Below are 15,737 nucleotides of genomic sequence, written 5' to 3' on the forward strand. Positions count from 1 at the left end.
ATCCCCTTGAGAACTATCTATATTCCCCAAGGACCTGTGTGGCGAAGGAGGGTACTATGGCTGGTCATACGGTAACCCGTGCTGATCTGTGTGAAGCTGTTTACCAGAAAGTTGGTTTATCTCGGACTGAGTCCGCTGAGCTAGTCGAAAAGGTGCTCTCTGAGATTTCGACCAGCCTCGAAAAGGGCGATTCCGTAAAACTCTCTTCGTTTGGTTCTTTCGTGGTTCGCTCCAAAGGGGAGCGTATTGGCAGAAACCCGAAGACGGGTGAAGAAGTTCCGATCTCTCCGCGCCGCGTTATGGTCTTCAAGCCAAGCAACGTTCTCAAGCAGCGGATCAACGATGCGCTTGTCGAGGGCGAGTAAGCGCATCTTGGCCGTCCAGCCTCAGTAAATAGCGAAAATCACCGTGCAAAAAAGCGCTGACGCCTTCCGTACAATTAGCGAAGTGGCAGAGCATCTTGATCTGCCACAACACGTGCTGCGTTTCTGGGAAACGCGGTTTACGCAGATCAAGCCTTTGAAGCGAGGCGGTGGACGTCGTTATTATAGGCCTGAAGACGTTGAGCTTTTGGCTGGAATCCGCCATTTGCTCTACGGTGAGGGCTACACCATCAAGGGTGTGCAACGCATCCTGCGCGAGCAAGGTGCTCGGTTTGTCATGGACATCGGGCAGAACCCTGATGTGCATTCTGCCGTTGGAATTGCGGGTCTCCAACAGGCCAGTGATGAGGGGGAGGAGCAGACTTACCAGCCAGTGGCTGCACAAAGAGAGCCTGTCTACACTGCGCCAGAGCCGGAAAACAACGAGCCCAACGACGATGATCTGTTCTTTGAACGGGAGGAACAGGCAGGGGCTGCTGGTACTTACGCGGAACAGCAAGAGGAAGATGAGCCGCTTCCTGCTGGGTTGCTGCCAGATGATGACCAGTCTGATACCCCATCGCATGCACCGACAGCATTGAAGTTCATGGATCGGTTGCGCGGCGGGCAGCGAGAGCCTTCAGATGATCCGGGCAATATGACCAAGGAAGAAATCCGGCTCCTGCAATCAACGCTCTTTGAACTTCTGGAGTGCAAGCGAATGTTGGATCAGACCCGCTAGGGCTGGTTTACAACGCAAAAACATGCCCGATCAGCAGGACCACGACTAGACTTGTGATTCGTATCCGGAGCGTGAGATACCGTTCCGCGATGACACCTTCCTTGGCTAGATGAAAATCAACTAAAAGCAAGCCTGCAAAAAGCACTGCGAGTGCTGAAAGCGCCAACGCGCCCGGAAACACAAGAACGCTGATCCAAATCAGCAGAGCGGCACAGTTTGACAGGATTGCTATGTTTGCGCCGGTTTGTTCGCGATCAGCTATGAAAAAGCCCCAGTGGCTTCCCGCGATGAATGAGGCGATGACGGCGCCATAAATCAGGCTGACAGTCGTTGGGGTTCCGATAAGAGGTAACTCGGCAATTCCGAACCACGCGGCCAACATCATGGCTGCGAACGGCAGAGCACCTGCGTAGGTGAAGGCGTTGATCAACTTGGTGTGTTCGGTCATTGTTTCGATAGTTTCGTGCGGCGGCAGCGTTCAGAGCAATACTTTACATCTTCCCAGCAGCTTTTCCATTTTCGCCGCCATGCGAATGGTTTGCCGCAGGTCTTGCAATCTTTTTGCGGTAGGTGCGGTTTGCGATGTGCCACTTTAGGTGTCCCCTTTGATACGCCATTAGAAATGGGTCAGAGCAAAAAAGCCTCAAGGAAACTGAGGGCTGCATTGGGCTCAAGCACCTTTGTTTCGCTCTGATTGGCGGTTGATTGAGGTCATAACTGGTTGAATGCGCGGTTCCTTTGCATAGAATGCAACAATGTCTCAGATACTTGACCGCACCAGCGACCTTGTCGTCTTCACTGCGATTGTTGATCGTGGTTCGATTTCCGCCGCTGCCGAGAGCCTTGGCGCTGCGCCATCTTCAATCAGCCGTGCTTTGACACGCCTTGAGGAACGGGTCGGTGCGCGTCTCATAAGACGCACAACGAGGCAGCTGGATCTGACACGTGAAGGGCGACAGTTCTACGACCGTGTAGTGCGCATCCTCTCTGATCTTGAGGAAGCAGAGAGCGAAGTACGTGACGGCTCAAACGCGGTGGGCGGGTGCTTGCGTGTGAACTCTTCGGTGCCGTTTGCCATACACCAGCTCATACCGCGGCTTAAAAACTTGCGCGCCCGTCATCCTGCGCTCCAAGTAGACTTGATCATGACCGATGCCATGGTGGATCTGATCGCAGATCGTGCTGACGTGGCTATTCGCATAGCGCCACCTCAGGACAGCACCATGTACATGCGCTCGCTTGGTGAGTGTTCGTTGTGTCTTGTGGCCTCTCCAGAGTATCTGGAAGAGAAGGGGACCCCGGCAACCATAGGTGCACTCAAGGAACGGCATGAGGCAGTGCAGTTCATTGGGTTGCCGTCGCTCAACAACTGGCAAATCCGGAATGCGGCTGGGCAAATTGAGACGGTACGGTTGCCAAGCAAGGTTGGCGCGAACAACGGAGAGGGTGTGCTGGCCCTCGTGCGGCAAGGCCATGGCATTGGCTTGCTCTCCTCATTTCTGGTCAGAACAGACGTTCAAGAAGGGCGGTTGGTGTCTTTGTTGGCCGAAGACGTTGCCAATGCAAACCAGCAAATTAGTGCGGTATACACCGAGCGGTCGCAGAATTCAGCGCGTTTGAAGGCTTTTCTGGATTTCTTGAGCGAAGAGTTCGTGGGAGATTGGGCCGCTTGCCCAGCAAAGTGCCAATAGAATTGGTGCTTGTTGGTGAGATGAAAACCAAATGTCACATGGAGTTTTGGTTTTAATGGTCGGGTAGGCCGGATTTGAACCGACGACCCCTTCACCCCCAGTTTTGCTGTCCCTCGCTAACCTATTGATTTTTAGTGGTAGGGACGCTTCTTTTCCGTTCATATACCGCATTTATCAACAGCTTCAACGTGCATTTTTGAACACTTGTGCAAGGGAGCACTTCACAAATCAAAACGCTAGTGTTGTTGCTAGGCTCTTCAGGTGTTCAGGTGAGAATTTGGCGTACACTCGGCGCGTGATGTTGATGTCCTTGTGCCCCAAGAACTGGGATATTTCTTCCATTGGGTGTCCGTCCTCTGCCATCCATACAGCCGCTGTGTGCCGGAATACGTGCGGTGTAACTCCTTCAATACCAGCACGATTTGCGGCGTTCACAATGCCTCTGCGGATCGACTTGACCGGCTTGCCTCCGTACTCGATGACGTGCTGAGACGTACGCAGAACGTATGCTCGCTTGAGTTCGCTTTTAAGCTGCTCTGTCATCGGGACTACCGCGCGCCCCTTGCCGCGATTGGAAAGGCTTAGGTGTATCCTGTCGCGGTCAAAGTCCACTCTGTCCCACGTCAATTCCAGCACGGCGGCTATGCGCCCTGCCGTGGTCAAGAGAAGGATCATTGCTAATCGGATGTGGGGTGAGGCTGCATGATCCAGCAGGGCCCGAAACTCTTTCCTTGAGAGGAATCGTTCCCGTGGCTCGCTATCGGCTGGAACTTCTATGTATGGCGCCTCAGGAATCATTCCGTGCTTTTCGCCCCATCTCAGGGCGCTTCTGAGGTGCTTTAGCTCTGTGGCTATCGTGCTTTCTGCCTTGCCCGCGTCACGGCGCATTCTGGCGTAATCTCGGCAGTCTTTAACTTTGATGTGGTGTGGTTCGAAGCGCCCGAAGTAGGGGCCTATCGACTTCCAATGGTATTCCATATTCTGGTAAACAGGGCGGCCAACTTTGTCTTCTTGAGCCTTGTGCCACAGGTCAGATACTGTGACTATTGCCTTGACCTCAGCCGCCCCGTAGATATCCCGCGCTATGCGCTCCGCAGCTTCCCTATCGTGCGTGCCCGTTGATATTCTGCGATACTTGTCTCCCTCTTTGAAGCTGACGTACCATTTTCCTCTATACTTTGTGAGCCGCATTCGTAATCCTCCACCGCTCTGTGGGGGATACGGTATAGCCGCCCCGTTCTAAAGTGCAATAGCTCTCCCTTTTTACACATAGAACGCACAGTGTTAGCGCATACCTTCCAACGCTCGGCTAGCGTCTCCGGCGTGTAGTTCATTGATCGCTCTCCTTGAATGCCAGTATCCGCCGCAGGATCTCCCGCGCCATGTCGTAGGGCAAGGCCTCCGTTATGCTGTTCCCGCCCTCATCTGTTATGATGCCAAGACCGCTTGACAAGGCTATCAAACGCATAGGGGGTAGCTTCATGCTGCACCCTTCTCAAGGCGCTTTGCCTCTGACTTTTTTCGGCTTTTCGAAGCTGGCCTACTGCATGAACGTACGCATTAGCGGCGGCTGAGCTATCAGTCAGAAGATTTAGAAACTTTCTCATTTGAGGCTCAGTTAGATTCGTCTTGGTAATGAATGGTGAACCCATTGTCCTAAGAACTTCTGCGTTTGCCATGTCGTACTGCTCCCAGAAGTCCTCTAGAGCCAAGTCCGCAACCTTTGCCCGTTCCCAAGCTTCTTCGCACTTCTTCTCTGCTTCTTTGATCTTGTTCATTGATCGCATTCCTGTTGTTTTTTCACATCATACTCGCCGAACTCGGGGCTCGCTTGTTCGGCCTTGCGAATAGCTTCAGAACGGCTGCGGGCTTCTACGGCATAGAACTCCTCTACCTTCACAAAATACTTTTGGTTCGGCTTGCCTGCGTCCTCATCCCATGCCCCGGCTTCTTTCAGCGCCCTTTTTGCCTTCCCAAAGCCAGAAGCGTTGGCGAGTTCTTGAATGTCTACGTTAGTCATCTATTCCCCCTTTGCCTTTGCTACTATCTTCTTTGCCTTTATCTTTAAGCTGATGATGCCTAAACTACTGTCTTCCATAGTGGGGCACTTGACATACACATCGATAAAATCTTCCAGAAGCTCCAACATTTCCGGCGCTGCGGCTATTAGCGCCAAGTCTGCGGGCTTTGAGTCATCACCCATGTATGTGATTGGCTCATCTCCATCATTGATGCCGCCTGTTGTCAGAACCTCTTGACCGTCTGGCCCTTCCAGAGTTGTGTATCCATATCCGTAATCGATTTCCTCTACCCATTGCCAAGGCCCCGGCGTGTGCTGTGCTTTAGTCATGCCTTACTCCTCATCATCCCAATACGGCTCAGTGAAGCCCGTGCCTTCGCATTCTAGGCACTCTTCCCTGACCGGATAATGGTCGCACTCGTCAAAGGCGACTACGTACCCTGTCCCACCGCAACTCAAGCAGGTCTCGCGATTGTCTTCTACATCGTCAAAAATGACTGTCATGCCTCGTCTCCTTCGTCTGCCATCCCATGCTCAGGTGAAAACGGGTGAAGCATTTGAATTTCTTCTGACGCGCTCTTGTTGCCAACCTTTTCGTAATAGGCCTGAAGGTGCTTGAATTCAGCCTTTTTGAACGCTTTTAAGTCATCCCACGCGCCGGTTTCCTTTAGCTTTTTAGCTCTATCCTTAATAGACTGATCAGATCGTCCTAAGTCTCTGCTTAGGTGAACAGTACCGACGAAATCGAACCAAGCTACGAGTTGAAGATCTTCTTTAATCGTCCAATTTTTCATGCCTTACCTCCTGCTCTTGCTTTAGCGATAATCTTCAATGCTTCTTCTGTGTCCCCTGAGACTCTGTAGAGGGCCTGTGCGACTGCCAGCGGATCAATGCCCCACCAGTCCCAATAGAGCCGCTCCTTAGTGCTGTGCTGCGCTCTGTGAGCCTCTGGTGACAGAGGGACCACCCACCAGTCATGCGGCTTGCGGGCCTTTGCAGTCATGGGCTTCCCATATGCAGGATCTCCATACCTAACGTGAGCCGCTTCCACGCCGTAGACGCCAGAAACAAGACAGGGCAGGGTGCGGATAAAAGCCAGGTGCTTAGGGTCCTCTACCCGCTTGTGTGCCTTGCCTGACGGGTCAAGAGAAAACGCTGTTGCTGGTGCTTGAATACGAAAACCCATCACGCGGCCTCCTGAATGCTGCTGTCGAATATTCCAACGCCCAGGTTCTCAAGGCACCAAGCATCGGCTTGATTTGTGAACTGCTGAAACGACTTTTCATCCATTTGAGAAAAGCTGGTACTGTCTGGAACTCGGACCACATCACCGCTTGCGGTCACGACTGGAGAAACGTAACCAAGCGCTAGCTTGATTGCTTGGTGAAGCTTCTCAGCGTTCGGGGCGCACTCTGTTGCCCGTACTATTTCGCTTAGACCTACCCAGTACCTGCGGTGATGCGGTATGCTACGCTTCTGGCTTAGCGTGCTGCATGATACCTGTGAGCCTTCTTTGAACTGTCCGAGCCGCTCAGCGTCATACTGGGATGCCGGGAAAAGAGCATTCCCCTTTTTAATGAAGTAAAATGGGTTTGAAGCCATTTCTGTTTCTCCTATCCAACGTCCATCAAAGCGCACCAGAGATGCGCTTAGAGGGGCGTCCCCGGCTATGGGTCAGGTCGCCGGGGTTATGTTTGCCCTTGATGTTACATCCTTGCCTCCATTTCTCTGGGTTTATGTTTGGCCTTTGGGCGCGCACATTTGATGTGATGGGTTTATGCCGCTTGGTTGAACGGATTATCGTTGTTGTTCATACCTGTTCGAGCTTCTGCCTTTTGCTTGATGCGGGCAGCGATAGCGCGCAGGCAACCCTGCATGTGATCTGATGGAATGGAGTCAATAGACTGATACCCGCCCTTTGACAGAAACTCCTGCTCTGCCCAGTCAGCCTGACGCAGGCCATTGCGTAGGCGCTCAATCTCTGGCTCTGAGACTGTTTTGACTTTCTTGTCATCGCGGCCCATAGCCTTTTCTGCGTCATCGTCAACGGTTGGCAGATTGAAAGCGGCTAGAAGGGCATACCTGCGACCGTATGTGAGAGCGCTGCCATACTGTTGCGGATCGCGCTTTGTCATCGGGATTTCGGTTTCAGACTGCTGCCATTCGCCGCTCGTATGTGTGATGCGGGTGATAATTGTCAGGCTGTTGTCAACGCACTTACCAGAGAACTGCTGAATGATAATGCCGTGCTCGTTGCAAGCGTCTCGAAGCGTCATGATGACGTTTTCAAGTGTAGCGTAGTTGTTCTTGAAGTGAGGGTTGCGACCGTCTTTACCTACGCTGGTTACGCTCTTATGCACATCCATCAGAGCAGAGATAATGCTTGATTGCTTGTCGCTTGTAGTGAACATCAAACAGCCACCTTTGTTTCAATGATTTCGACGCCATCAATTTGAATAGACTGGTTACGAATGTCTCTCTGGACTTGCTCTGACAGAAACGCCTCAAGAACGGACCTGTTATTCTTCCAGTACCAGGCGGCAACAGCTTGCATGTCTGTTATTTTTGCTTCGCGCTTTGTTCGCAGACCAACAGACCGCATAGATCCGTGCTTGGCGCCTGCCTTATCCTTTGCCGCCTTTGCAGCAATGGCTTCAGCGTGTTTTGCCGCGTCAAGTTGCTGTTCCGCCTCCACCTTTTCCTGCAAAGATGCGCCTTTTGCTTTCTGTAACGCTTCTTCTGCCAAACGCCGTTCTTCTTCAGCCGCACGGCGGGCCTTCTCTTCTTCTTCCCGCTTCAGGCGGTCCTGCTCTTCCAGCCAAGGCGCCAGCGCCTCTTTGCAGGCAGACTGCAACATAACCGCGCGGCCTTTGACCGACTTTGTGTCGCCAATGAGTTCGTTCCACTTTGCTTGAATTGCCTTCTTTTCATCATCAAGAGGCTTGACCTCAGCCTTGCGACGGTCATCTGCTTTCTTTGCGGCCTTCCGTGCACGGTCCAGTAGCATTGCTACAAAATCTGCTGTCTTTTGATCTTGGATGGGTTCTCCGTCTATCCAAGCCTGACCCTCTTCAAACAAGGACTCTATTTCATTCTTGCTTTCGTCAAACGGTGTCACTGGCGGCTGGTTGTGACCAATTTTCGCTACTACGTTCATCTTCCCATTGCCTCCTGATTTCGTATGGAATTCGTTTCTCGTGGTGTTCCGCCATGGTAAGAGCTGCGTCGATTTGGCCCTGAAGGTAGTAGAGATGAGGGTTGAGCCTGAGGTGTTCCTGAAGCCCTAGAGCCTTGTCCCGCCAGTATTCCGCCCGCTTCTTGTGATCTAACGGCTTGAACTGGATTACGTTGCTCATAGCGGGACCCACCATAAAAGCCCTACACATGCCGCTAGCGCTGGCAGTATGAGGGCAGGGGCGACTGTTTCAGCCGCCACCAGCCAACGGGGCATTACGCCACCCATTTCCGACGGTGAGTTTTCCAAAATGCAGAGCAGCTTTTTGAACAAAACCGGCCCCACCCGCGCTTACGATCCGAAACCCGCGCTTTGAAAGGTTTGTCACAGCATTTGCAACTTACTATTACCCTCTTACCTGAATTTGGTTGTTTGCGTTTTTCGGGTTTCTGATCTTGTTGTGAAGCAACGCCAGTTGGGGTAAGCGTTTTCAATTGGCGCTTTACCTCAGCAGCTACAGCGCGCTTGAAAGAGGCCTGTTCTTGTCTCTGATAATGAAGTCTCTCGCGTTCTTCTTCATAAACAAGCTCATCAATGTAGTAGGCCTCATCTACGTCTTGGTAATACCCCATCACGCTGCCTCCTGATGCGCTATTGCCTGCCATTCGCGGTATTGCTCCCAAAACGTGCTTGCGATGTTCTCATCGCGCTCCAGATCGTATTTGATGCTGTAGAACTCCACCGCTCGCTTCAGGTCATCGCCAGTTGCATCCTTGCGATGCTCAAGAGTGACGCTACCACCGTCCAGATCGGTCATGTCGATGCGGACAACCTCAAAGTCTTCACCGCAGACCGACAACTTGGCAGTAACAACCGCGTCAATGTCGGCTACGTGATGACCAAGGATCTTGTATGCGATGGTCGTTTCAATCTCTGCGTAGAATTCCATGATGACCCTCCAAAGCGGTGGTGCGCGTTGCTGTTGAGAGTGTTATTGCACAAGATTACCACCATGGCAATAAAAAAATTGACAAGATGGAAAATTAATTTTACCAACGAGGCATGCAATTGACACCTTGTCATCTGCGCAACACGAAACCAGAGGTGCTGAAATGATTGAATATGTCAGCTACCGCGTGAGCGAGGCGAGAAAGTACGGCTCAGACGCTGCGACAGTCTTGCACGGTCTGCGGGTGTTTATCGCTGGCAACAAGAGTGAGGGGCAGGGCCTTAAAGGCGGCGCCTATTGGGTCTGCAAGTCGGCCAAAGGGCTATGCTCGCTGTACCCGCACATCACGCAAGATCGCATGAAGCGCATTCTTGCCAAACTGGAGGAAGCAGGAGAGATAACAAGCACATCTGAATACAACCACAGCCCATTTGACCGGACCAAATGGTATACGATGCCCGAGTTTTGTGAGGCTGATTTGTTTAGTGCGGACGCGCACTCTCGAGAGTGCAAATCTGCACCTTCGAGTGGTGTGGATTCGCACCTTCTCAAAGTGCAAAATTGCACCTTCTCAAAGTGCAAATCTGCACCTTCTCTTAATACTAATCCTTATTCTAATCCTATCTCTAATCCTTCTTTGTTAGGCGTTGCTGACGCACCGCCCGCGAAAAAGGAGAAAAAAAGAGGCACTAGGTTGCAAGAGGATTGGTCCCCGACGTCTGAAAACATCGAGTACGCCAGAGCGAAGGGGCTGAGTGACCAGCGAATACAATTCGAGGCCGAGAAGTTCCGCAACTATTGGACAAGCAAAAGCGGATCAGCCGCTACCAAGATTGATTGGGGCAAGACTTGGAATAATTGGATTCTCAACGTGATCGAGCGACTGCCATCACAAAGCGAGCAGCAGCGCCGTAACAACCCAGACCGTCTGCGCGACAAATACCAGGAGAGACTAAATGCAGCTTACAACCGTAGCTAAAAACGACATCGTTCCACTCGCCGAGCACACAGAGGCATATGGCCGGTGCAAAAAATTCTGCGATGAGTATTACCGCAATGGAACGCTTCATCCGAGCCGCAGACAGGAGGCGCGGGATATCTACGCAGAATATGCCAAGTCATTCAACAAGTGCCCCAAGGAGCACGCTGTAGCTTTTGCGACGCGCGTTTATGCCAAATGGGACGGGATTGATCCTCAGGCGGCGGATACGGAAGCAAACGCGCTTTGGAGCATTATCCTTGACGAAGGCGTCACAATTCAGGCGCTACAGCTTGGGCGCCGTGATCTGGACTCGGGTCGGGTGGTGTTTAAGTACATGCCAACATGCGGCGAGGTCATGAGCGTGATCATGAAGCATGAGAGGATGATTAGGGCCTACGAAAACACAGCTCGTCGGCTGGCAACTTCTGCGTGGCTGAAACAGAGTAGGTTTGAAGATTGGGACCAAGAGACTCAGGAGCTTAAGGAAGGCGCTGAGCTTATTCCTCTTGATTGACGGTGGAAAGGTACCCACTGAGGGCAAAACGCTCTCAGTGGGCTTTATTTTGGCTTATACAAGCGCTGTAGCAACGATCCTGTGAACAGCTTGCACCCTGCTTTCGTGGAACTTGATTTGTTTTTGCGGGTTGAGCTGAGAGAAGACTCTATGTCCGTCTTCTCTCCCTTCGTATCTTTTGACGTAAAAATGAATGTCTTCACCCTCCTGAATTTGCACGACAACATAGCTTCCAACCATTGCCGGGCGTCTTGGGTTCACAAAAACGGCCTCTCCCTCATCAAAACGCGGGACCATTGAGTCGCCAGTAACGTATACAGCGTAGGCCTCTGGCACATCCGCAAGTTGTGCAGGTGCTGGTATTGCATCTATTGGCCTACCTAAAGTAGAACCCTTGGACGTTTCAGTACTCTCCCCGTACACAGGCAATTCTCCCAAAGTAGTATATATGCTTTTAGGTCTACCTGCATTTGGTATTTCATTTGTAGTACTTTTGCCATGATGCAATTGCACTAAGCTGGCGTCTTGGTTTTGTTTGGGTTTATCTTCACGTTGCGGCTCTCCACCTAACTTAGCGTAAAACTCACCAGACGTCATTTGGCATAACTCTGCCAGTTGGTTGATCTGGTCGATTGTTATTTTCCGCTTGCCAGATTGCATTCTCGACACCTGCGCGGGCGAGACGCCTAGAGCGTCGGCAAGGGCTTCGCCGTTCCATCCTGTCAAGAACTTCGCAAGCTTGATCGGGTTCGTTTCCATGATGGCTATCATGCTTAGGCCTTTGGCAATTAAAATTGTGCTTTGTGAAATTTTTTACCTTGCCAACTTGGTAATTTGCTGGTAATTAAATTCCCATGAGCACGTTAAAGCAGTACATGAAAGAGAACGGCATCCGGGGTTATGCGCTGGCCGAGCAGATCGGGGTTAGTCCCGCTGTGCTCTCTCGTTTTCTCAGCGGCCAGCGCCTTCCAACGGTGTCTGTTGCTCAAGAAATTCACAAGGCTACGGGCGGGGCCGTTCACTGGACCAGCTGGTATCCAAGTGTTGAAGACAAGCAAGCAGCTTAGGCGTCCGCGCCTTCGCTCTTAGGCGGCAGATAGTCCGCCAACTTAACGAAACGAGACGGGCGACCTTCTCGGACAACCAACGGGATTTCTACCTGCTTCAGTTGTTCAATTTGGTCGTCAGTCAACAAGCTAAGCAGGTGGATGACTATGGCGGATAGTTCATCGATTTGCTCAACGGGGGTGCGGGGCACATTGGCATTCTCGTTTTCTACGGGCATTCGGGCGGTATCCATTCTTCCGGGTGTCCTTGCGGGGGTCTGGTGCTGCAACACCTTCCCCCGCGCTACTCACTAACAACATCGTGAACATAGCAAACAAGATTGCGTTTTGCATGTGCACAAATCGAGGGATTTGTACCCGTGAACAGGTCGAGAACAGATAAGCAAGTGCAGGATTTGGTTGCTGGCGCTACCAAGCTTCTGATCGAAGATGTAGGCGGCGCCGAGGTTGCCGTTGAGGTGACAGGCGCGTCACGGTCCGCTGTCTACAAATGGCCGCGCGCAGATGAGCAGACCAACATAACCACATGTAACCTATTCAAGCTTTCCGAATTCCAAACGCAGATCGGAAAGGGGCCAACAGCGCTGATCATGATGCTGCGTGAGCTTGGGTATAGCGTCGTGAAACTTCCTGAAGACGTAACCGGCGTTGATGCCATGGGCGAGGTGGTGCGCATGGCTACGATGCTTAACGGCGGGCTCGGTGAATGCCTCAAGGCCGTAGAGGATGGCATCATTGAGGATCACGAGATAGAGGCTATCAGTGACGAAGTTTCTAAGGCATATGAAAGCCTTAGCTTGATCAAAGCCGCAAGATCACACCAGTCGCGCGGCGATGTAGTGAACCCGTTCAAGCGGGAGAGCGCAGCATGATTAATATTATAGCAATAGATCCGGGCCTTAGCGGCGGTTGGGCGGCTTTTGCAGCGCGCGGAGAGTTGTTAGACGCTGGAGACCTGCCGACTACTGGAGAGGGTTCTAAGCGCGAGATAGACTCTGCCGAACTTACAAAGCTCATCATCTCATACCATTCCGAAGCTGGGATTGTAGAACGAGTTTCAGCAATGCCGGGACAAGGCGTTTCTTCGATGTTCCGGTTTGGCGCTGCATATGGAGCTTGCAAGGCGGTTATTCAGGCTAACGGGTTACCGTTGCATCTTGTGACGCCACAGAAGTGGAAGAAGGCAATGGGAATTGCCTCAAAGTCGGCTGGTGGGGCCGAGGAAGCGCGCCAAAAGGCAATCCATTTATTCCCAAATCAATCTTTTATGTTCAAGCGCAAGAAAGACCACAACGCCGCAGAGGCGGCACTCATAGGCGCTTATTTCTTAAAGTCACAGGGGGAGGCGTCATGAGCGTTTATCAAGAACACATCACAAAGCAGATTGAGCGTGTAAAGAGCGCGGTTCGTGAAAACCCGATGGTGAGCTTTGTTGCCCAACAAATTGGTGTCTCAGAGTCGCTAATGCGGACGTGGGCGAGGAACACGCAAGGTATGACTTGGGTTGAATTTTCCGATTCTGTTCTGAAAGAGGATGGAGCGAAGTGGGCCGGGATGTCCAAAGACGAACGATTTACGGCCATTCGTGAGGGAGCGAGGATAGGCATCAGCGTAGACCATCTTGGCGAGAAATACGGTGTTACCGGCGAGCATATCAATGCCTTCATGACTAGGTCGAGAAGTCGCCCATATGGCTGGTACTTGGCAGAGCACCACGTGCCGCAGTTCCTTCGATCCGAAGGCGCGGTCCTTCAGTCTCTGGGTCCGTACATCCAGCGTCGGTACTCGATGCAGGATATCGCCAAAGCAGTGGGTGTGCCCCCCCGGAAAATCCGCGAGGCGGTGCATGAGCACTATGGTAGCTGGGACGAGCTTTGCAGCGCTATTCTTGGCGTCACGCCAGAACGAGCCAGCTTCATTATGAGGACTATCTCGGACGAAGATGATGGATGCATGGATGGAGATGAAATTGCCTGTAAGCGTCACCTGAGGCTTTTAGAGAAGAACCACGGCAGCGGCGACAAGTACGAGCTTGATATTCCCGCACAGTATCACATGAAGATGTCGGCAGTGCAGGAGCTTCAAGAGCGCTTCTATGAGCCTGAAGAACGGGCGAGGGCGGCATGACGCCTCAGGACGCAATGCAGAAGGCGCGCCGGGTGCTGGACAAGTACGCAGCGCGCCGGGCGACACAGCCCCATGAGCAAGTAGAGGAAGCCCTAGCTCACCGTGACCTAGCTCGGGGACGGGCGGAAAACTTGCAGCGCAAATGCGAGACCCAAGCCGCAGAAATCAAGCGGCTACGTAAGGAAATCAACAAACTGGAGCGGGAAAATGAAGGATATAAGCGACGCCGTGCAGCTGGCAGAGCGTTTTCGCGTGAAGATTATACCAGACAAGCAGAGGCCTTGTTTAGACCATGACGCTCCCCAGCAAATGAGCGCGATTCTGACGCTTCAGAAGATCCTAACGCGGGATGGGCCGCAGCACGCTTTCAACGTGATGTTTGCGATTACGTCAATCAAGAACAGGCCAAAGTGGATCAGCCAAGCGCTACTTGTGGCGGTGTCTCGGGTTTTGAAGAAGAACCGCGACATGTCAAATCGGCTAGGTGTTTTCTGCGACGCTTTGGAGACAATCGAAATTCCATTGATGATGAAACGGTCAGGGATCATCAGCGGCAAGCGAGCAGCGGCGGCGCTGGAAGTGCTGATAGCTGATCGAGCATTGCAATACTTTAGACCGGAGCTAGCGTCATGAGTGATAAACTGAACAAAGCAAAAGAAGCATTTAAAGAGTCCAGCAACGAAATGACGTTGGTGCTTATTAAAAACTACTGGGATGGCCTTGCGCAAAGCGCAGTGTGGTTGCTTATCCTTGCTGCATTTATGTCTTTTGCTGTCTGGATTGGCTCAAGTGCCATGCAATGGATCATGGCGTTCTTCTGGTTCGTCATCTTGGTTCAATGGGCGAGCGGTAGGCGCAATGTCAAGCGACGCACAGCGACGCAGGCGCTCAAGGAAATCCAGAAGGTGATAGAAGGTCATGAGTGAGCAAGCATATCAGGAATGGGTTGATGAGGCGCGTTCTGTGCCTCTATCAACCGCCGCAGAGATGACAACGGCGCGGTTCAAGAGGTCTGGTTCGGAGTTTATCAGCGTCGGCGGTTGTCCCGCTTGCGGTGGCGATGACAGGCTAAGCTACAACACAGCAAAAGGCGTTTGGAACTGCCGTGGCGCGGACAAAGGGCGGGATTCTATCGGCTTTCTGAAACACGTAAACAGCTTGTCGTTTCATGAAGCTGTAGAGGCACTGACAGGGCGACCGAACCCAACCGGCAGGAAGGCAAAGCCCCTCAGCGCGGAGGAAGTAGCAGAACGTGAAGCACGCAAAGCCAAAGCCAAGGCCGATGCAGAGGCGGCAGCGCAAGAGCAGGCCGAGACGGAAGCGCAGATCCGTGAGCGATCAAAAAAGCTATGGTCGGAGGGATCTCCGATAGAGGGCACGCCAGCGGAGGCGTATTTGATCGGGCGCGGCATACCAAAGCGCGAATGGCCGAAGTCTCTCCGGTATCATCACAGCCTGCGGCATCCATCGGGGCGATATTATCCGGCTCTAATGGCTCAGGTCGTTAACGTGGACGGTGAGCACTTGGCAATCTGGCGCATTTACGTCACGCCAGAGGGCAAGAAGGCGCCCGAGGAAAAGATGAAGCTTGGCCTTGGCTTGATACACGGCGGGGCGGTGCGCCTTGGCGATCCTTTGGGCGGGCGCATTGCGATCACAGAAGGCATAGAGACGGGGCTTGCGGTGATGGCTTTGACGGGGCTCCCGGTCTGGCCTGTGCTGGCGCGGGCCGGATTTACGAACGTGGAACTGCCGTTCGAAGTCACGCGGGCAGATATCTACGCAGACAACGACGTGTCTAAATTTAGCGAGACAAAGCTTTGCTACTCAGTCCCTGACGGTATTCGCTCAGCGCGTAGCGGGGCAGAGAGGCTAATGGCTCAGGGCGTGACTTCTAATGTGCAAGAGCCCCTAGTTCCGGGGTTTGATTGGCTGGACGTATTGAATGAGGTGGCGGCATGACAGGGGATCAACTGCGGACGCTCAGAGAGAGCTTGAATTTAACTCAGAACGAGTTCGCCAAAATTGCGTGGCCTGACTCCTTTCACGGCAACAATCCATATTCGGCACGCAAGAAAAAAATGCGGCGACTTGAGAACGGCTATCGG

General features: G+C 52.5%; 30 protein-coding genes. 13 read left to right on the forward strand and 17 right to left on the reverse strand.

The window, feature by feature from the left end:
- The first annotated feature begins 56 nt into the window (after positions 1 to 56).
- Together Q3Y58_RS03025 and Q3Y58_RS03030 are read left to right on the forward strand one after the other, a co-directional pair.
- A complete protein-coding gene (locus Q3Y58_RS03025; RefSeq protein ID WP_274216498.1) occupies positions 57 to 365 on the forward strand; it encodes an integration host factor subunit alpha in 309 nt (102 codons plus the stop codon).
- A gap of 43 nt (positions 366 to 408) precedes the next feature.
- Positions 409 to 1,104: a MerR family transcriptional regulator gene (locus Q3Y58_RS03030; protein WP_274216499.1), complete on the forward strand. Its 696-nt coding sequence runs from the start codon at positions 409 to 411 to the stop codon at positions 1,102 to 1,104.
- Positions 1,105 to 1,111: 7 nt separating this feature from the next.
- Here Q3Y58_RS03030 and Q3Y58_RS03035 read toward each other — a convergent pair whose 3' ends face one another.
- On the reverse strand, positions 1,112 to 1,534 hold the full coding sequence (locus tag Q3Y58_RS03035; RefSeq protein WP_319620958.1) for a DUF3429 domain-containing protein: 423 nt from the start codon (positions 1,532 to 1,534) through the stop codon (positions 1,112 to 1,114).
- 14 nt (positions 1,535 to 1,548) lie between these two features.
- Entirely contained in the window at positions 1,549 to 1,695 is a 147-nt protein-coding gene (locus tag Q3Y58_RS03040) for a DUF2256 domain-containing protein (protein WP_274216501.1), read from the reverse strand.
- Positions 1,696 to 1,859: 164 nt separating this feature from the next.
- Here Q3Y58_RS03040 and Q3Y58_RS03045 point away from each other — a divergent pair, with 164 nt between their 5' ends.
- The gene (locus tag Q3Y58_RS03045) at positions 1,860 to 2,795 is read left to right on the forward strand and encodes a LysR family transcriptional regulator (protein ID WP_274216502.1); all 936 of its coding nucleotides are present in this window, start codon (positions 1,860 to 1,862) and stop codon (positions 2,793 to 2,795) included.
- Between the two features lie 228 nt (positions 2,796 to 3,023).
- Here the strand turns inward: Q3Y58_RS03045 and Q3Y58_RS03050 are convergent, their stop codons facing one another.
- From Q3Y58_RS03050 to Q3Y58_RS03105, 13 genes are all read right to left on the reverse strand, one after another.
- Positions 3,024 to 3,986 carry a tyrosine-type recombinase/integrase gene (locus tag Q3Y58_RS03050; protein WP_319620959.1) on the reverse strand — a complete coding sequence of 321 codons (963 nt, stop codon included), beginning with the start codon at positions 3,984 to 3,986 and terminating at the stop codon, positions 3,024 to 3,026.
- A complete protein-coding gene (locus Q3Y58_RS19475) occupies positions 3,878 to 4,129 on the reverse strand; it encodes a helix-turn-helix domain-containing protein (RefSeq protein WP_413697776.1) in 252 nt (83 codons plus the stop codon). Before Q3Y58_RS19475 ends, Q3Y58_RS03050 begins: the two co-directional genes overlap by 109 nt.
- Before the next feature lie 87 nt (positions 4,130 to 4,216).
- A complete protein-coding gene (locus Q3Y58_RS03055) occupies positions 4,217 to 4,573 on the reverse strand; it encodes a hypothetical protein (RefSeq protein WP_319620960.1) in 357 nt (118 codons plus the stop codon).
- Entirely contained in the window at positions 4,570 to 4,815 is a 246-nt protein-coding gene (locus Q3Y58_RS03060) for a hypothetical protein (RefSeq protein ID WP_319620962.1), read from the reverse strand. Before Q3Y58_RS03060 ends, Q3Y58_RS03055 begins: the two co-directional genes overlap by 4 nt.
- Positions 4,816 to 5,145 (reverse strand): hypothetical protein, encoded by a 330-nt coding sequence (locus Q3Y58_RS03065; protein WP_319620963.1) that lies wholly within the window; start codon positions 5,143 to 5,145, stop codon positions 4,816 to 4,818.
- Positions 5,146 to 5,148: 3 nt separating this feature from the next.
- Entirely contained in the window at positions 5,149 to 5,319 is a 171-nt protein-coding gene (locus Q3Y58_RS03070; protein ID WP_319620964.1) for a hypothetical protein, read from the reverse strand.
- Positions 5,316 to 5,609, reverse strand: a complete 294-nt coding sequence (locus tag Q3Y58_RS03075) for a hypothetical protein (RefSeq protein WP_319620965.1) — start codon at positions 5,607 to 5,609, stop codon at positions 5,316 to 5,318. Before Q3Y58_RS03075 ends, Q3Y58_RS03070 begins: the two co-directional genes overlap by 4 nt.
- Entirely contained in the window at positions 5,606 to 6,001 is a 396-nt protein-coding gene (locus tag Q3Y58_RS03080) for a DUF968 domain-containing protein (protein ID WP_319620966.1), read from the reverse strand. The genes Q3Y58_RS03075 and Q3Y58_RS03080 overlap by 4 nt, the downstream gene beginning before the upstream one ends.
- On the reverse strand, positions 6,001 to 6,417 hold the full coding sequence (locus Q3Y58_RS03085; RefSeq protein ID WP_319620967.1) for a hypothetical protein: 417 nt from the start codon (positions 6,415 to 6,417) through the stop codon (positions 6,001 to 6,003). The genes Q3Y58_RS03080 and Q3Y58_RS03085 overlap by 1 nt, the downstream gene beginning before the upstream one ends.
- 173 nt (positions 6,418 to 6,590) lie before the next feature.
- Positions 6,591 to 7,226 (reverse strand): ERF family protein, encoded by a 636-nt coding sequence (locus Q3Y58_RS03090; protein ID WP_319620968.1) that lies wholly within the window; start codon positions 7,224 to 7,226, stop codon positions 6,591 to 6,593.
- Entirely contained in the window at positions 7,226 to 7,972 is a 747-nt protein-coding gene (locus Q3Y58_RS03095; RefSeq protein WP_319620969.1) for a hypothetical protein, read from the reverse strand. Before Q3Y58_RS03095 ends, Q3Y58_RS03090 begins: the two co-directional genes overlap by 1 nt.
- Before the next feature lie 293 nt (positions 7,973 to 8,265).
- On the reverse strand, positions 8,266 to 8,655 hold the full coding sequence (locus tag Q3Y58_RS03100) for a hypothetical protein (RefSeq protein WP_319620970.1): 390 nt from the start codon (positions 8,653 to 8,655) through the stop codon (positions 8,266 to 8,268).
- Positions 8,622 to 8,939, reverse strand: coding sequence for a hypothetical protein (locus tag Q3Y58_RS03105; RefSeq protein ID WP_319620971.1), 318 nt, complete (start codon positions 8,937 to 8,939; stop codon positions 8,622 to 8,624). The genes Q3Y58_RS03100 and Q3Y58_RS03105 overlap by 34 nt, the downstream gene beginning before the upstream one ends.
- 163 nt (positions 8,940 to 9,102) lie before the next feature.
- Between Q3Y58_RS03105 and Q3Y58_RS03110 the strand changes: the two genes are divergently transcribed.
- Together Q3Y58_RS03110 and Q3Y58_RS03115 are read left to right on the forward strand one after the other, a co-directional pair.
- The gene (locus tag Q3Y58_RS03110) at positions 9,103 to 9,918 is read left to right on the forward strand and encodes a hypothetical protein (protein WP_319620972.1); all 816 of its coding nucleotides are present in this window, start codon (positions 9,103 to 9,105) and stop codon (positions 9,916 to 9,918) included.
- Positions 9,896 to 10,435: a hypothetical protein gene (locus Q3Y58_RS03115; RefSeq protein WP_319620973.1), complete on the forward strand. Its 540-nt coding sequence runs from the start codon at positions 9,896 to 9,898 to the stop codon at positions 10,433 to 10,435. Before Q3Y58_RS03110 ends, Q3Y58_RS03115 begins: the two co-directional genes overlap by 23 nt.
- A gap of 54 nt (positions 10,436 to 10,489) precedes the next feature.
- On the opposite strand, the gene Q3Y58_RS03120 is transcribed toward Q3Y58_RS03115, so the two are convergent.
- The gene (locus Q3Y58_RS03120; RefSeq protein ID WP_180980993.1) at positions 10,490 to 11,194 is read right to left on the reverse strand and encodes a LexA family transcriptional regulator; all 705 of its coding nucleotides are present in this window, start codon (positions 11,192 to 11,194) and stop codon (positions 10,490 to 10,492) included.
- Positions 11,195 to 11,289: 95 nt separating this feature from the next.
- On the opposite strand from Q3Y58_RS03120, the gene Q3Y58_RS03125 reads away from it, so the two are divergent.
- Complete coding sequence (locus Q3Y58_RS03125; RefSeq protein WP_102867915.1) at positions 11,290 to 11,502, forward strand: helix-turn-helix domain-containing protein; 213 nt, start codon at positions 11,290 to 11,292, stop codon at positions 11,500 to 11,502.
- Here Q3Y58_RS03125 and Q3Y58_RS03130 read toward each other — a convergent pair.
- Positions 11,499 to 11,720, reverse strand: coding sequence for a hypothetical protein (locus tag Q3Y58_RS03130; RefSeq protein ID WP_319620974.1), 222 nt, complete (start codon positions 11,718 to 11,720; stop codon positions 11,499 to 11,501). The two genes, Q3Y58_RS03125 and Q3Y58_RS03130, sit on opposite strands and share 4 nt — an antisense overlap.
- A gap of 141 nt (positions 11,721 to 11,861) precedes the next feature.
- On the opposite strand from Q3Y58_RS03130, the gene Q3Y58_RS03135 reads away from it, so the two are divergent.
- From Q3Y58_RS03135 to Q3Y58_RS03165, 7 genes are read left to right on the forward strand one after another with little or no spacing between them, the layout of a single operon-like run.
- Complete coding sequence (locus Q3Y58_RS03135; protein ID WP_319620975.1) at positions 11,862 to 12,374, forward strand: phage regulatory CII family protein; 513 nt, start codon at positions 11,862 to 11,864, stop codon at positions 12,372 to 12,374.
- A complete protein-coding gene (locus Q3Y58_RS03140) occupies positions 12,371 to 12,856 on the forward strand; it encodes a RuvC family protein (protein WP_319620976.1) in 486 nt (161 codons plus the stop codon). Before Q3Y58_RS03135 ends, Q3Y58_RS03140 begins: the two co-directional genes overlap by 4 nt.
- Complete coding sequence (locus Q3Y58_RS03145; protein WP_319620977.1) at positions 12,853 to 13,629, forward strand: hypothetical protein; 777 nt, start codon at positions 12,853 to 12,855, stop codon at positions 13,627 to 13,629. The genes Q3Y58_RS03140 and Q3Y58_RS03145 overlap by 4 nt, the downstream gene beginning before the upstream one ends.
- Positions 13,626 to 13,925: a hypothetical protein gene (locus Q3Y58_RS03150; protein ID WP_319620978.1), complete on the forward strand. Its 300-nt coding sequence runs from the start codon at positions 13,626 to 13,628 to the stop codon at positions 13,923 to 13,925. The genes Q3Y58_RS03145 and Q3Y58_RS03150 overlap by 4 nt, the downstream gene beginning before the upstream one ends.
- Before the next feature lie 13 nt (positions 13,926 to 13,938).
- Entirely contained in the window at positions 13,939 to 14,262 is a 324-nt protein-coding gene (locus Q3Y58_RS03155) for a hypothetical protein (protein ID WP_319620979.1), read from the forward strand.
- A complete protein-coding gene (locus tag Q3Y58_RS03160) occupies positions 14,259 to 14,555 on the forward strand; it encodes a hypothetical protein (RefSeq protein WP_319620980.1) in 297 nt (98 codons plus the stop codon). Before Q3Y58_RS03155 ends, Q3Y58_RS03160 begins: the two co-directional genes overlap by 4 nt.
- Positions 14,548 to 15,591, forward strand: coding sequence for a DUF7146 domain-containing protein (locus Q3Y58_RS03165; protein ID WP_319620981.1), 1,044 nt, complete (start codon positions 14,548 to 14,550; stop codon positions 15,589 to 15,591). The genes Q3Y58_RS03160 and Q3Y58_RS03165 overlap by 8 nt, the downstream gene beginning before the upstream one ends.
- Positions 15,592 to 15,737 lie beyond the last annotated feature (146 nt).

The organism is Nesiotobacter zosterae, assembly GCF_033843645.1.
Classification (GTDB): Bacteria; Pseudomonadota; Alphaproteobacteria; order Rhizobiales; family Stappiaceae; genus Pseudovibrio; species Pseudovibrio zosterae.